We start from the raw sequence: 14451 nt of genomic DNA on the forward strand, positions 1-14451 counted from the left end.
CCGAGATGGCCACACCTGACGTGATTGGCTGTTAACTTATCGCGCCTAGCATAATGTGAATTTTCATTAACAAAAGTCGTGACATCGGCGCGAAGTCCTGGCATACTCGTGGCAAGCCCAGCCGCAGTGACGCGGCAGCCTTACAGAGACGTAATGAGAGGGACGATCCGATGTCCGACCAGATTCCTTCCGCGATCCCCGCGGCCACGCGCCGCAACCACTGGATGAACCAGGTCGCGACGCACAGCGAGATGAAGCCAGATGACACCGCGTTCAAGTACCTCGGAGATGTGACCACCTGGCGTCAGACCGCCGAAAAGATGGACTCCTTCGCCGCAGCCCTTGCTCGACGCGGCGTCGGCTTCGGCGACCGTGTGCTGCTGCTAACTCTGAACCGCCCCGAGGTGGTGCTCTCGGTTTTCGGCATCAATCGCCTCGGCGCGATCGCTGTCCCTCTCAACATCCGCCTCACGCCTCCCGAGATCGCCTACATCGTCGACGATGCCGACGCCGATGTCCTCATCGTCGATGGCCCATTGGCACCTTTGGTGGGCGCGGTGGCGCAGGTGACCGACCGCATCACGCGCGTCATCGTGATCGGCGAAGCAGGTGACGGGCAGGAGTCGTGGGACGACCTCGTCGCGGAAGACCTGGACGGGTTCGAGGCCCCCGATGTACCAGAAGACACCACCTGCCTCATCATGTACACCTCGGGAACCACGGGTCGCCCGAAGGGCGCGATGCTCGACCACATCAATCTGTTCGCGCAATCGCTCACCCTGCTGCGCGTGAACCAGGTCTTCGGTGAAGACGACATCGCGTTTATGACCGCTCCCCTGTTCCACATCGCTGGCCTCGGCTCGATCGCACCGAACTTCGTGATCGGCATCCCGACCGTCATCCATCCACTCGGCGCCTTCAACCCGACCGAACTGCTCGACGCCTGGGAGACCGAGAAGGCGACGATCGTCTTCAACGTGCCGCAGCAGTGGCAGGTAATCTGCGCCGATCCCACCATCGCGGACCGCGATCTGTACCTGCGCATCATCAGCTGGGGTGCGGCTCCCGCATCCGACACCCTGCTGCGGCAGATGGCCGATTGCTTCCCGAAGGCGACGAACGTCGCGGTGTTCGGGCAGACCGAGATGACGCCGATCACCTGCGCGCTCAGCGGCGAGGACTCCCTGCGCAAGCTCGGCAGCGTCGGCAGGCCCATTTCGACGCTCCAGTATCGCGTAGTCGACGAGAACTTCGATGACGTGCCCCGCGGTGAGGTCGGCGAGATCGTCTATCGCGGTCCCAACCTCATGAAGGGGTATTGGCGCAAGCCCACGGAGACCACCGAGGCCTTCGAGGGTGGCTGGTTCCACTCCGGCGACCTGGTCCGTCAGGATGACGAGGGCTTCGTCTGGGTCGTCGACCGCAAGAAGGACATGATCATCTCGGGCGGCGAGAACATCTACTGCGCAGAGGTCGAGAACGTGCTGGCCGCGCACCCGAAGGTGCTCGACGCCGCCGTTTACGGTCGGGCCGACGAGCGCTGGGGAGAGATCCCGGTCGCCGCCGTCGCCGTGCGTCCAGGCGAAGAGCTCACCCTCGAAGAGCTGCAGTCGTGGCTGGGCGACAAGCTCGCCCGCTTCAAGCAGCCCAAGGCGCTCGTTTTCATGGACGCGCTGCCCCGCAATGCCGGCGGCAAGGTGAACAAGGTCGCGCTGCGCGCGGCCGACCGCGAACATGTCGACTCCAAAGTGTCGGTGGCCTAGCCAATGAATGCAGCTGTGGCCGCACTCGTTCGAGAGCGCGGCGGATCCGTCGTGCTCTCCGACGTCATGATGCGTGAGCCTGGCGAGGACGAGATTCTCGTTCGCATCCACGCCTCAGGCGTGTGCCCGACCGACCTGTTCGGCATGTCCGGCGGTGCCGGCGATCGATTCCCCGCGGTCTTCGGACACGAGGGGGCGGGTATCGTCGAGGCGACCGGCCCCGCGGTGACGAAGGTGCAAATCGGCGACCGTGTGGTGCTGAGCTTCGACGCCTGCGGCGCGTGCACGTCATGCGACAACGGCCACCCTGCGTACTGCGAACGCTTCGCGGAACGCAATCATCTTCCCCGCTCGGATGCCGAGACCGCGCACGAGTCGATCACAACCGGATGGATGGCGCAGTCATCCTGGTCAACGTTGGCACTGGCGCGCGAGACCAACGCTGTACGGATCCCCGACGACGTGCCATGGGAGGTCGCCGCACCCCTTGGCTGCGGCATCCTCACCGGCGCGGGCAGTGTCATCAACGTGCTGCGACCTGGGCCCGCAGACTCACTCCTCGTCCTCGGGGCAGGCACTACCGGGCTCGCAGGGGTCATGGCCGCGCATCACCGCGGCGCCCTGCGCATCATCGTTAGCGACCCCGATCCGGCGCGAAGGGCGCTCGCGCTCGAGCTCGGCGCCACCGAGGCATGGGCCCCCGGTGAACTCGATGCACGACGACTCGGCGTCACTCACGCGCTCGACACGGTCGGCCGACAGGACACCATCGATGCGGGGCTCGCCGCCCTACGCCCGCGCGGCGTGTGCGCCACGGTCGCGCTGCACTCCGGATCGAACCGCGTCACGGTCTCGCAGTCGCAGCTGCTGTGGGGCCGCACGCTCACCGGCGTTGTCGAGGGCGATGCGCAGATCGATCGTGACATCGCGATGCTCATCGGGCTGTGGCGAGCCGGCCACCTCCCGGTCGAGAAGCTGATCCGCAGCTATCGATTCGATGAGATCGGCGTGGCCATCGACGACGCACGCGCCGGGCGCGCGATCAAACCGGTGTTGATGATGGATGCCGACGACGTGTCTCTGCCCACGACGATGCCCCCTACCGGTGCGCTGATCGATCTGCTGCGGGACGGCCGGGTACCGGCCGCCGACCTGCCCACACTCTGGAGGTCGCTGCCCGCAGTGCGCCCGGAAGAGCTCCGTGGACTCTGGCAGGGCATCGGTCTGAGTCCTCAGCATCGCACGCACCGGATGCTCACCCGAAGCGGATGGTTCGGAAAGCTGTTCCGCTCCGACGACGACGTGGTGCCGCTCGTCTGCGAAGGCTTCGACGGCGTGCTGACGGCTGATGTCGCCCTCGCTCGAGGCGGCGCAATGCTGCGCACGGTCGAGCACGAAGGCATCCGCACCGCCGCCATGGTCTACGACGGCATGCCGATCATCGACCTGTTCACCCGCCTCGGCCCCGATGCCGTCCTCGGCGTCATGACCGGTCGACACGCCGCCGATGACGACGGCGCCCTGTACTACTTCGCGCTGGAGAAGGTCGGCCCGCGCGAAGTGATCGTCCCCGACCACCTACCTCGCAGCACCTGAGCTCCACGTTCATTCAAGGAGGAATGATGTCCACTCTGCGCACCACCCGAAATCGCGCACTGCCGATCGCCATAGCCAGCACGCTCACCGCCGGCCTCGTCCTGTCCGGCTGCGCCGGTCGCGACGACCCGGCCGATGCCGCACCCGCCGCTGCAGGCGATGCTGTGCAGTGCAGCCCTGGCTTCACCGACACGGAGGTGAAGATCGGCAACAGCATCGCCCTATCCGGCCCCGCTGCCACGTACGGCGCCATCGCCCAGACCATGAAGATCTACTTCGACGACATCAACGCCGCCGGTGGCCTGGAGTTCACCGATGGCAAGAAGCGCGAGGTCAACGTCGAGATCATGGACGACGGCTACGATCCGGCGAAGACTGCTACCAACGTCCGCACCCTTGTTGAGCAGGATGGCGTGTTCGCCCTCGCCGGCGTGCTCGGCACCGGAGCAGCGATCAGCGTCGCTCCCTATATCGAAGAGCAGGGCGTGCCCAATCTGTTCACCGGCACGGGCACGGATGCCATGCTCGAACTTCACGCCGACGACCCGTCATGGACGACCGGTTTCATGCCGCAGTACGGCTTCGAGGTGAAGGCACTCGCGGAGTACCTCGTCGAGAATCACCCTGGCGCCAAGGCTGCGATCCTCTACCAGAATGACGATTTCGGCGAGAGCATCCGGGCCGGCTTCGAAGCCGCCTTCGAGGGCACAGATCTGGAGATCGTCGCCGCTGAGCCCTATGAACTGACTTCGGCGACCATCGACAGTCAGGTGACGAACCTGGCCGCATCCGGTGCCGACGTGTTCCTGAACTGGGCCGTGGGCGCCTTCGCAACGCAGTCACTGAAGAAGAAGCTCGAGCTCGGTTGGGATGCCACCACGGTCATCAACGCCCCGGCCGCCGATGCGACGTTCTTCCTGAAGCCGGCCGGTCCAGGGGCAGCTGACGGCGTCGTCTCTATCGCCTACACGAAGGACATCACCGACCCTTCGCTGGCTGGCGATGCCGGCTTCGATGCCTGGACCGAGTTCGCCGGTGCGCATTCTGATGACATCAATGCTCTCAGTGCCCCGGCCGCCGCCGGCTATCAGACGGCGCAGCTACTTGAAGCAGCGCTAGCACAGATGGAAGGCTGCACCCGCGAATCGCTGCTGGAAGCGGCATCCTCGTTCGAAGAACTCGAGCTCGACCTGTCGCCGGTGGCCATCACCACCACGCCGGACTATCCGTTCGCGTTCCGAGAGCTGGGCGTGCAGGTATTCAACGGGGAGACCTGGGACCTGGCTCCCGACACCTACACGGTCGACTGACGAACCTGGGTGGGCTTCCGGATACCGGAAGCCCACCCATCTCACCGGGGAGATGACATGAACGCATTACTCGACGTGCGCGACGTGCACCTATCGTTCGGCGGCCTGCAGGCACTGGACGGGCCGAGCTTCGAGGTCGCCGACGGCGAAGTGGTGGGTCTCATCGGCCCCAACGGCGCGGGCAAAACCAGCCTGTTCAACTGCATCGGCGGCCTCTACCGCCCGCAGAGCGGCAGCATCAGTGTCGCCGGCACCGAGGTGACGAGGATGCGTCGCCACCGCATCACCGGTCTCGGTGTGAGCCGCACCTTCCAGAATCTTGGCCTGCTGCCATCGCAGACTGTCCGCGAGAATGTGCTCGCCGGCGGCTACCACACCACGCGCGGGGGCTACTGGGCGACCGCTCTCGCCCTGCCACGGACCGCTGCGACCGAGCGCGCGCTACGCGCCGACGCCGATGCACTGCTCGAAGAGCTGGGGCTCTCAGCAGTCGCGGACCAGGTCGTGGCGGTACTTCCCTTCGGCACGCTCAAGAGAGTCGAGCTGGCCCGCGCCATGCTGACCACACCGCGTCTGCTGCTGATCGACGAGCCGGCGAATGGTCTGATCCACAGCGAGGTGCATGAGCTCGGTGCGACTCTGCGCCGACTGGCGACCGAACGAGGAACGGCGATCCTCCTGGTCGAGCATCACATGGGCCTGGTGACCAGCGTGTGCGACCGCGTCGTGGTGCTGAATTTCGGACGTCTCATCGCCGAGGGCGACCCTCTCGTGGTCTCTCGTGACCCTGAGGTCATCACCGCATATCTGGGAAGCGCCGCATGAGCCTGCTGAGCCTCGACATCGCTGCCGCTGGCTACGGACCGGTGACGATCCTGCGCGATATCCAGTTCGAGATTCCTGAGGGCGGACGCCTTGTCATCCTCGGTGCGAACGGTGCGGGCAAGACGACGACGCTGCGCACGATCTCAGGGATGTGTCGGATGGCCGGATCCGTCCGCTTCGACGGTCGCGAGCTCGCGGGGCTTGCGCCGCACCGCGTCGCAGCATCGGGCATCGCCCACGTGCCGCAGGGCCGCGGTACCTTCGGCGATCTCACTGTGCGCGAGAACCTGCTCGCCGGTGGCACCACGCGCTCCCGGCGCGACGCGATGGCGGATGCCGACCGCTGGCTGGAGCGCTTTCCCCGGTTAGCGGAACGCAGCTCCCGCCCAGCATCCGGTCTGAGCGGCGGGGAGCAGCAGTTGCTCGCGATCGCCCGCGCCTTCATGTCGAACCCTCGCCTGGTGCTTCTCGATGAGCCCTCTCTGGGCTTGGCACCAAAGATCACGACCGAGCTGTTCTCGACACTCGATGGCCTCTCCCGCGAGCGCGGCACCGCCCTGCTGGTCGTCGAGCAGAACGCCCAGCTCGCGCTCGGCATCGCCGAGGAGGCACTCGTCATCGAGAGCGGCGAGATCACACTGCGTGGCACGGCGTCCGATCTGCGCGACAACGACGACGTCCGCCGCGCGTACCTGGGAGTGTGAGATGTTCCTTCAGCAACTCGTCGACGGCATCGCCACTGGCGCGATCTACGGCACCCTCGCCCTCGCGATCGTGCTCGTCTACCGCGCCTCGCACACGCTCAACTTCGCCCAGGGCGAGCTCGCGCTGCTCGGCGCCTATGTGTCATGGCAGCTGACCGCGTGGGGTGTGCCCATCTGGGTCGCTCTCGTCATCTCGATGCTCGCGCTGGCGATGCTCTCCGCCGGCATCGAGCGGGTGTTGTTCCGTCCCCTCGTGCGCCGGAATCAGCATCTCGCGCTGATCATCGTCAGCCTGGGCCTCATGATCGCGCTGAATGCGCTGATCGGATGGGCGTGGACGTATCAGACCAAAGAGGTGCCCGCCCTGTTCGGCTCGGGCTCGTTCACGCTGGGGCCGATCTCGCTGTCACGACAGGATGTCGGCATCGCCGTTTGCGTGAGCGTTGCCGCCGTGGCGTTGGCCCTGTTGCTGGGTCGAACCCGGATCGGCCTGAGGATGCGGGCAGCTGTCTCGGCGCCGGAGTCTGCCGAGCTCAGCGGCATCTCAACCGGCAGGACCATGTCGACTGGCTGGGCGATCGCGGGGGCTGTCGGCGCTCTTGCCGGAACCCTCATCGCCCCTGAGCTCTTCCTGCATCCAGGCATGATGGCGCCGGTGCTCATCTACGCATTCGCTGCCGCCACTCTGGGCGGGCTGGACTCGCCACTGGGCGCGCTCGTCGGCGGCGTCACGGTCGGCGTAGTCGAGAATCTGGCGGGGACTTACATCCCGGTGATCGGTGGCGAGCTCAAGCAGGTGGTGGCGCTGCTCATCATCGTGGTTGTGCTGTTGGTCAGACCGCAGGGACTTTTCGGACGACGAGAGCTGGTGCGCGCATGACCGCGGTGACCTCCCCCATCCGGAATCTGCTGGCCGCGCGCACGCAGCGCACCTCGGTGAGTGAATGGCTGCGCCGGCCTCGTCCTGCGCTGCAGCTGCCACGCTGGCTTCTGCTCGTGCTGCTCATCGTGCTTGCGGTCGCCCTTGTGCTCATTCCACTGGTCAATCCGAGCTACATCAACCTCACGGTCACCCTCGTGATGATATGGACGATCGTCGGACTCGGACTGAATCTGCTGGTCGGCTTCGGCGGCCAGATTTCGCTCGGCCACTCCGCCTTCTTCGCGATCGGCGCCTATACGGTCGCCGTCGGCGGAGAGGCGGGGTGGCCGCATCCGTTCACGCTCATCGCCGCCGGCATCCTGCCCTTCATTCTGGGGTATCTGATCGGCCTGCCCGCGCTGCGGTTGAAGGGTCTACAGCTGGGCCTGGTGACCCTCGCGATGGCCATGGCAACACCGGCCGCGATCCGGGCGTTCGAGCCGATCACGCACGGCAGCCGCGGCATCGCGATCGACGGAGATCCGCCCGCGTGGGTGCCGCTCGCCCACGATCAGTGGGTGTACTACCTGGCGCTGCTGGTGGTGTCGATCGCCTACGTCGTGACTCGACGGCTGGCCCGCGGACGGCTGGGGCGCTCGTTCATCGCCGTGCGCGACGCGGAACTGGTCGCCGAGACGCTGGGTGTGGATGTCTGGCAGACGAAGACCCGGCTGTTCGCGGCATCCGCTGCGTATGCCGGCGTCGCCGGAGGTCTGTACGCGATGATGCTGGAGTTCGTCGGCCCCGAGAACTTTGGGCTGATGATGTCGATCTCGTTCGTCACGCTGATCGTCGTCGGCGGCCTCGCCACCGTGCCTGGCGCGGTGCTCGGAGCCCTGTTCATCCAGTACGTCCCGACGTTCACCTCCAGCATCAGCCCGTCGGCGACCGGCGCGACCTACGGCATCGTGCTGATCCTGTTCGCGTTCTTCGTACCGTTCGGCCTGGTCGGCTTGCTCCGCGGTGCGCTCGCGCCGATCGTGGCGCGGATCCCTGGGCGGCGATAGCCTCCGGGGCGTTCGACAAGCGCAAATGGCTGCATCCGGTGGCCAGATTGAGTCATTTGCGCTTGTCGAACGGAGCACCAGCCTGTGGATACCCTTGGCGGCGGAGCCGGCGGCTGTGGCACGGTGTGCGGATGGGACGACGACAGGAGCTTCCGCCCGAGTTCGGGCCGACATTCGACGTGTAACCGCGCGGTTACACGGTGTGACACGCTCGCCACTGAGGCCGAGCTCAAGCTGCACGTGTGCGCGATAGGCGTCAACCTGGGCGATGCTCGGCACACTGCCGGTGATCGATCTGGTCGCCCTGGGCGACTACTTCTGCCGGCAATGGAGGGCGGGCTACGGGCGACCGAACGCCGGTCGTGCGCCGCTGGCTACGCGTGATGAGCTCAACATCGACGTGTTCGACGAGTCTGGACTGTTCCTGGGGTGCGTCGATATGGTCTATCCCGGCGAGAAGGTGGCGATCGAGTACCTCGGAATGTTGCACGGCGAGAGCTGGGCGCAAGACGTCGAGCGCTTAGCTGCGCTGCGCGCCGCGGGCTGGACAGTCATCGAGGCGACAGGCCCGCTCCTGAAGCGCCCCGCCGAGCTTGTCCGTCGGGTCTCGGCCGCGCTCGGCCGATGACGCGGCGTTCGACAAGCGCAAATGGCTCGATCTGCATGCCAGATGCCGCCATTTGCACCTGTCGAACGGATAGAGCCCGACGCCCTCGTAGCAAACGCGAAACACAGTCGACGTACACTCGGATTCGCCACAAGCAGCTTTCTTCCCGAGGGGCCCACCCATGTCCAGCGAACCCATCACCGTCTCGATCCGCCGAGAGGTCGATCCCGCACGCATCTCCGAGGCGACGACCTGGGTACAGACCGGGGTGAATCTCGCCCATAAGTACCCCGGATTCCTGGGGTCAGGGTGGGTGCGTGCTGGCGATGATTCCCAGGTCTGGCACATGCTCTACCGCTTCGCGAGCACCGAGACGCTCGAAGCGTGGGAGCACTCGTCCGAGCGGACCTGGTGGCTGTCGATGGGCCAGGGCTTCGTCCGCAGCGAGCGCTCGAGACGTCGCACCGGAATCGAGGGCTGGTTCGACGAACCGGCGACCGGGGCCATCAACCTACCCGCTACAGCCGAATTCGACACTCCTCCGCCTGCGCCGGCGCGATGGAAGCAGGCCGTAGCGATCTGGTTGGGGTTCTTTCCGACGAATCTGCTCTTCACCTACCTGATGTCGCCGATCCCGGTCTGGGGCGAACTCCCCCTCTGGCTGCGCGTGCTCGCGACGACGCTCGTGCTGACGCCGATCATGACGTACTGGGTGCTCCCCTGGGTCACTCGCACCCTACGACGCTGGCTCGCCCGCTAGGCGCGGCGACGCTCGGACTCCGGTCAACCGGGACTCAGAGCGCGGTAAACCGCCAGGATGCCGCGGCCTCGGCACCGGGTTCGAGAACGATCAGATCGACACCCGAGTTGAAGGCATCCGGCGGGCATGTCATCGGCTCGACCGCAAGGCCGATCCGATGGGTGGCCGGGTCGGGAGTGTCTGCGGTGTGCACCTGCACCCACGGGCAGCTCTCATCCCAGCTCAGCGCCACACCGTGACCATCCGCGGCCACGACGCGTACCTCGGCGAACCCATCCGCCCGTGAAAGCTCGGTGAACGCGTGGTCGATGAAGACGTCGCCGATCGCGCGCGCCTCTCGGAAGTCCCATTCCGGATGCTGCTCGACAGGCTCCACCGCGACCGGGCTCAGCCGATCGGGGGTGACCGTGAGTACCTCAGATGCCGGAAGCGTGAGCGTCCAGTCATCCACACGGCCATCGCCTCCGACGAGATACGGATGCGGTCCGGTACCCCAGGGCGCAGCGTCCGCCCCGAGGTTGCGCGCCGTCACGGTCTGGGTGAGGCCGTCGGCTGCGAGGCGGAACTCGACCTCAACCTCGACGCGGAACGGGTACCCGAACTGCGGTTCGATGACGGCGACCAACACAACCCGGTCGCTCTCGACGAGACGGTCGGCGAACTCCGTCCAGGCCAAGAGGCCATGCAGCGCGTGACCGCGGGCTGGCTCGGTGAGCGGCAGCTGATACTCGGCATCCGCGAAGGCATACTGACCGTCGACGATGCGGTTCGGCCACGGAGCGAGCGTCGCACCACGGTAGGCGGGGCGGACCTCATCCGCGCCGAATGGCACGATGAGGTCGCGATTGTCGTACTGGAGCACGCGCAGCGACGCACCGACACTGGCGATGGCCGCCTCGTATCCGTGTGCCGAGATGCGCAATTGACGACCGGATGCGGGGGAAGAAGCGTTCATGTATTCGACGATAGCCGTCGGGATCACAGCCCCTGCGCGAGACGGTAGTAGGCCTGGTTCCAGCGCACCTGCTTCTGGAACTCCGGCAGCGTGGTCTCGTTGTCGATGACGAGCAGCTCAACCTCAGCCATCTCGGCAAAGTCGCGGAACGCTTCCAGCCCCACGGCGGTCGACATGACGCTGTGGTGCGCGGCGCCGGCGGTCAGCCAGGCTGCCGCACTGGTGTTGAAGTCCGGCTGCGGCTTCCAGACGGCGCGGCCGACCGGCAGATTGGGCAGCGAGGCACGCGGCGCGACGTTCTCGACCACGTTGGCCGTGAGACGGAAGCGGTCGCGCATATCACTCATCGCGACGACAATCGCCGGGCCCGCGTCAGCGGTGAAGACCAGGCGCACCGGGTCATCCTTGCCACCGATGCCGAGCGGGTGGATCTCCAGCGTGGGCTTCGCGCTCGTCAACGATGGGGAGACCTCGAGCATGTGGGCGCCGAGGATGAGCTCGTCGCCGGGTGTCATGTCGTAGGTGTAGTCCTCCATGAGGCTCGCGCCTCCCGGAAGGCCCGCACCCATCACGTTCGCGATGCGCACGAGGATGGCCGTCTTCCAGTCGCCTTCGGCGCCGAAGCCATAGCCCTCGGCCATCAGTCGCTGCACGGCGAGACCCGGCAGCTGCTTCAACGATCCGAGGTCTTCGAACGAGGTGGTGAAGGCGCCGAAGCCGCCCTCTTCGAGGAATGACCGCAGCCCGATCTCGATCGCCGCGCCATCGCGGAGCGACTGGTGACGCTCGGCGCCCTTTCGCAGCTCAGGAACAACCTCGTAGAGCTCTTCGTACTCGGCGACGAGCGCATCGATTTGGGCGTCGGTCGCTGCATCGACAGCATCCGCCAACTCGTTCACACCCCAGGTGTTCACCTGCACGCCGAAGCGCAGCTCGGCCTCGGTCTTGTCGCCCTCGGTAACGGCGACAAAGCGCATGTTGTCGCCGAAACGGGCGAGCTTCAGCGAACGGGATGCCGCGAACCCTGCCGCTGCGCGCTGCCAGGTGCCGAGTTCTTGCTGCACGCGCGGGTCGCTGGCGTGGCCGACGATGGTCTTGCGCGGCACGCCGAGGCGGGTCTGGATGTAACCGAACTCGCGGTCGCCGTGGGCGGCCTGGTTGAGGTTCATGAAGTCGAAGTCGATGTCTGCCCAGGGCAACTCGACATTCGCCTGCGTGTGCAAATGTGCAAGCGGCTTCTTCAGTGCATCCAGGCCCGCGATCCACATCTTCGCGGGGCTGAAGGTGTGCATCCAGGCGACGAGTCCGATGACGCGGTCGTCAGAGTTGGCTTCGAGCGCGGTGCGGCGAATCGCGTCGCTGTCGGTGAGGACGGGCTTCCACACGATCTTCACCGGGACGTCACCCGCAGTGTCGAGCAGACGAGCGATCTCCTGCGACTGCGAAGCAACCTGCGCGAGCGTCTCCGGTCCGTACAGGTGCTGGCTGCCGGTGAGGAACCAGACCTCGAAGCCGTCGAGTGTGGTGTTGAGCGTTGACATGGTGTTCCTTTCACTCAGCTCGCGAGACTTCGCGTGTGTCACGTTTTCGGCCCGAAAAGGTGACATTCGTGAAGTCTCGCGGCTGGGACGGGTTAGAGCGAGGTGACGGCGGCGGACTCGATGGCGAGGCCGGCGCGGTAGCGGGTGAGGTAGGTGGCGAAACCCTGAACATCCGCGGGCGTCGGATCGACGGTCGAGATGGATGCTGCGGCGAACACCTGCTCGTCGAGGTAGGTGCCGAGATCCGAAGATTCGGCGTGCGCGAGGTACGAGGCCAGCACCGCAATCCCCCAGGCGCCACCCTCAGCAGCGAGCTCTCCGACAGCGACCGGGGCTCCGAGCGCACCGGCGAGGAAGCGCTGGGCGACACCTGCCGTACGGAACATCCCGCCGTGCGCGAACATCCGGTCGAGCCCCACACCCTCCGCCTCCAGCACCTTCATGCCGAGCGCGAGCGTGCCGAACACACCGTAGAGCTGCGCGCGCATGAAGTTCGCCAGGGTGAAGGCGCTGTCCGGTGTGCGCACGAACAGCGGACGCCCCTCGGTCAGTCCGGCGATCGGCTCACCCGCGAGGTGGTTGTAGGCGAGAAGCCCGCCGGCATCCGCTTCGCCTTCCAGCGCTTCGCGGAACAGCGCGTCGAAGGCAGCGTCGCTGTCGATCGGCTGGCCGGCGGCCGCCGAGAACTGCGTGAACAGGCCCACCCAGGCGGCCAGTTCGCTGGCTCCGTTGTTGCAGTGCACCATCGCGACGCCGTCTCCGGCTGGCGTGGTGACGAGATCGAGTTCGTGGTGCACCTCGCCCAGCGGATGCTCCAGAACCACCATCGCGAAGATGCTCGTGCCCGCGGAGACATTGCCGGTGCGCGGAGCGACCGAGTTCGTCGCAACCATGCCGGTGCCGGCGTCACCCTCAGGCGGGCAGAGCGGGATGCCTGCGGGCAGCGCGCCGCTCGGATCCAGCAGCTTCGCGCCTTCGGTGGTCAGCAATCCAGCGGATGCACCGGCGGGGAGCACCCGAGGCAGCAGCGACGCCGCAGGTGCAGGGAGGCGGTCTGCGGCGAGCACGTCGTAGGCATCCAGCATCCGCGCGTCGTAATCGCAGGTGGCGGAGTCGATCGGGAACATCCCGGATGCGTCTCCCACACCGAGCACTCTCTCGCCGGTGAGGCGCCAGTGCACGTAGCCCGCAAGCGTCGTCACGAAGTCGAGGTTCGGCACGTGCGGTTCGGCGTCGACGACGGCCTGGTGCAGGTGCGCGATCGACCAGCGCAACGGAATGTTGACGCCGAGCAGTTCGGTGAGCTCCGCAGCGGCGACAGTGGTGTTGGTGTTGCGCCAGGTACGGAACGGCACGAGCAGTTCGCCAGACTCGTCGAAGCCGAGATAGCCGTGCATCATCGCCGAGATCCCGATGGCGCCGAAGGTTTCCGGGCGGACGCCATGCCGCTTCTCGGCATCGTCGACGAGATCCGCATATGCGCTCTGCAGCCCCTGCCAGACCTCGTCGATCCCATAGGTCCAGAGGCCGTCTTCGAGGCTGTTCTCCCAGGAGAAGGATCCGGTGGCGAGAACCTCGGTGGCATCCGGCCCGATCAGGCAGGCCTTGATACGAGTGGAACCAAGCTCGATGCCGAGACTCGTACGGCCGGCGGCGATATCAGCTGCGGCGCTCACGCCCTGTCCAAGAGTCATCGGCGGGCATCCGAGTTCTGGCCGTACACATTCTGGTACCGGTTGAAGAGGCTGTCGATCGCTTCTTGCGGAATCGGGATCACGGGCCCGGCTTCGCGGGCGTAGTGCACGGTGCGGGCGACGTCTTCGACCATGACCGCTGCCTTCACGGCATCCGCGGCGTTCACACCGATTGTGAACGGCCCGTGATTCTGCATGAGTACGGCGCGCGAGCGGTGACCGGTCAGGGTCTCGACGACGCCGCGGCCGATGGAGTCATCACCGATGATCGCGAACGGTCCGACCGGGATCGGGCCGCCGAACTCGTCGGCCATCGCGGTGATGACGCACGGGATCTCCTCCCCGCGCGCGGCCCAGGCGACCGCGAACGTGGAGTGCGTGTGCACGACGCCGCCGACGCCGGGCATGTTCCGGTACACGTAAGCGTGGGCGGCGGTGTCGCTTGAAGGCGAGCGGTCGCTGCCCGCGGAACCCGGGATGACGTTGCCGTCGAGGTCGCACAGGATCATGTTCTCGGCGGTGAGGTCGTCGTAGGAGACGCCGGACGGCTTGATTACGAACAGGTCGGCGCCGCCGTCTTCTGAAAGGCGCACTCGGCCAGAGACATTGCCGCCGGTCCAGACGACCAGGCCGTTGCGGACCAGTTCGCCGTGCAGTCGCGCGACGTCGGCACGGACTGTCTGGATGGATGCTTCCACCTCGGCGGTGTAGGCGGGTGCTTCGTGGCTCACGGATACCTCATCGGATGCTCGTAGGGCTGTGACCGG

The 14451-nt window shown here is 66.3% G+C and carries 13 protein-coding genes; 9 read left to right on the forward strand and 4 right to left on the reverse strand.

What is annotated here, in order from left to right:
- The first annotated feature begins 170 nt into the window (after positions 1-170).
- The 9 genes from ACSU04_RS12350 (at position 171) to ACSU04_RS12390 (ending at position 9494) form a co-directional block, all read left to right on the forward strand.
- Entirely contained in the window at positions 171-1763 is a 1593-nt protein-coding gene (locus ACSU04_RS12350; protein WP_439289713.1) for a long-chain-fatty-acid--CoA ligase, read from the forward strand.
- Positions 1764-1778: 15 nt separating this feature from the next.
- A complete protein-coding gene (locus tag ACSU04_RS12355; RefSeq protein WP_439289714.1) occupies positions 1779-3359 on the forward strand; it encodes an alcohol dehydrogenase catalytic domain-containing protein in 1581 nt (526 codons plus the stop codon).
- A 26-nt stretch (positions 3360-3385) separates the two neighbouring features.
- On the forward strand, positions 3386-4669 hold the full coding sequence (locus ACSU04_RS12360) for an ABC transporter substrate-binding protein (RefSeq protein WP_439285182.1): 1284 nt from the start codon (positions 3386-3388) through the stop codon (positions 4667-4669).
- 57 nt (positions 4670-4726) lie between these two features.
- A complete protein-coding gene (locus ACSU04_RS12365; protein ID WP_439289715.1) occupies positions 4727-5494 on the forward strand; it encodes an ABC transporter ATP-binding protein in 768 nt (255 codons plus the stop codon).
- Positions 5491-6198 carry an ABC transporter ATP-binding protein gene (locus ACSU04_RS12370; RefSeq protein ID WP_439289716.1) on the forward strand — a complete coding sequence of 236 codons (708 nt, stop codon included), beginning with the start codon at positions 5491-5493 and terminating at the stop codon, positions 6196-6198. Before ACSU04_RS12365 ends, ACSU04_RS12370 begins: the two co-directional genes overlap by 4 nt.
- 1 nt (position 6199) lies before the next feature.
- Positions 6200-7078 carry a branched-chain amino acid ABC transporter permease gene (locus ACSU04_RS12375; protein ID WP_439285176.1) on the forward strand — a complete coding sequence of 293 codons (879 nt, stop codon included), beginning with the start codon at positions 6200-6202 and terminating at the stop codon, positions 7076-7078.
- On the forward strand, positions 7075-8127 hold the full coding sequence (locus ACSU04_RS12380) for a branched-chain amino acid ABC transporter permease (RefSeq protein ID WP_439289717.1): 1053 nt from the start codon (positions 7075-7077) through the stop codon (positions 8125-8127). The genes ACSU04_RS12375 and ACSU04_RS12380 overlap by 4 nt, the downstream gene beginning before the upstream one ends.
- Before the next feature lie 268 nt (positions 8128-8395).
- Positions 8396-8755 (forward strand): hypothetical protein, encoded by a 360-nt coding sequence (locus ACSU04_RS12385; protein ID WP_439289718.1) that lies wholly within the window; start codon positions 8396-8398, stop codon positions 8753-8755.
- A gap of 160 nt (positions 8756-8915) precedes the next feature.
- On the forward strand, positions 8916-9494 hold the full coding sequence (locus ACSU04_RS12390) for an antibiotic biosynthesis monooxygenase (protein ID WP_439285170.1): 579 nt from the start codon (positions 8916-8918) through the stop codon (positions 9492-9494).
- A 34-nt stretch (positions 9495-9528) separates the two neighbouring features.
- Here ACSU04_RS12390 and ACSU04_RS12395 read toward each other — a convergent pair whose 3' ends face one another.
- From ACSU04_RS12395 to ACSU04_RS12410, 4 genes are all read right to left on the reverse strand, one after another.
- Positions 9529-10449, reverse strand: a complete 921-nt coding sequence (locus ACSU04_RS12395; protein ID WP_439289719.1) for an aldose 1-epimerase family protein — start codon at positions 10447-10449, stop codon at positions 9529-9531.
- A 23-nt stretch (positions 10450-10472) separates the two neighbouring features.
- A complete protein-coding gene (gene araA / locus ACSU04_RS12400; RefSeq protein WP_439289720.1) occupies positions 10473-11990 on the reverse strand; it encodes an L-arabinose isomerase in 1518 nt (505 codons plus the stop codon).
- A 92-nt stretch (positions 11991-12082) separates the two neighbouring features.
- The gene (locus tag ACSU04_RS12405) at positions 12083-13684 is read right to left on the reverse strand and encodes a xylulokinase (protein ID WP_439289721.1); all 1602 of its coding nucleotides are present in this window, start codon (positions 13682-13684) and stop codon (positions 12083-12085) included.
- Positions 13681-14415 (reverse strand): L-ribulose-5-phosphate 4-epimerase, encoded by a 735-nt coding sequence (locus ACSU04_RS12410; protein WP_439289722.1) that lies wholly within the window; start codon positions 14413-14415, stop codon positions 13681-13683. The genes ACSU04_RS12405 and ACSU04_RS12410 overlap by 4 nt, the downstream gene beginning before the upstream one ends.
- Between the last annotated feature and the right edge of the window lie 36 nt (positions 14416-14451).

Source organism: Microbacterium sp. A84, assembly GCF_051842815.1.
Lineage (GTDB): Bacteria > Actinomycetota > Actinomycetes > Actinomycetales > Microbacteriaceae > Microbacterium.

Excerpts from the sequence above, each read along its gene's own strand:
- ACSU04_RS12365 (WP_439289715.1), top strand. The coding sequence starts at position 4,727 with ATGAACGCATTACTCGACGTGCGCGACGTGCACCTATCGTTCGGCGGC.
- ACSU04_RS12385 (WP_439289718.1), top strand. The coding sequence starts at position 8,396 with ATGCTCGGCACACTGCCGGTGATCGATCTGGTCGCCCTGGGCGACTAC.
- ACSU04_RS12360 (WP_439285182.1), top strand. The coding sequence starts at position 3,386 with ATGTCCACTCTGCGCACCACCCGAAATCGCGCACTGCCGATCGCCATA.
- ACSU04_RS12375 (WP_439285176.1), top strand. The coding sequence starts at position 6,200 with ATGTTCCTTCAGCAACTCGTCGACGGCATCGCCACTGGCGCGATCTAC.
- ACSU04_RS12350 (WP_439289713.1), top strand. The coding sequence starts at position 171 with ATGTCCGACCAGATTCCTTCCGCGATCCCCGCGGCCACGCGCCGCAAC.
- ACSU04_RS12370 (WP_439289716.1), top strand. The coding sequence starts at position 5,491 with ATGAGCCTGCTGAGCCTCGACATCGCTGCCGCTGGCTACGGACCGGTG.
- araA (WP_439289720.1), bottom strand. The coding sequence starts at position 11,990 with ATGTCAACGCTCAACACCACACTCGACGGCTTCGAGGTCTGGTTCCTC.
- ACSU04_RS12395 (WP_439289719.1), bottom strand. The coding sequence starts at position 10,449 with ATGAACGCTTCTTCCCCCGCATCCGGTCGTCAATTGCGCATCTCGGCA.
- ACSU04_RS12380 (WP_439289717.1), top strand. The coding sequence starts at position 7,075 with ATGACCGCGGTGACCTCCCCCATCCGGAATCTGCTGGCCGCGCGCACG.
- ACSU04_RS12390 (WP_439285170.1), top strand. The coding sequence starts at position 8,916 with ATGTCCAGCGAACCCATCACCGTCTCGATCCGCCGAGAGGTCGATCCC.
- ACSU04_RS12405 (WP_439289721.1), bottom strand. The coding sequence starts at position 13,684 with ATGACTCTTGGACAGGGCGTGAGCGCCGCAGCTGATATCGCCGCCGGC.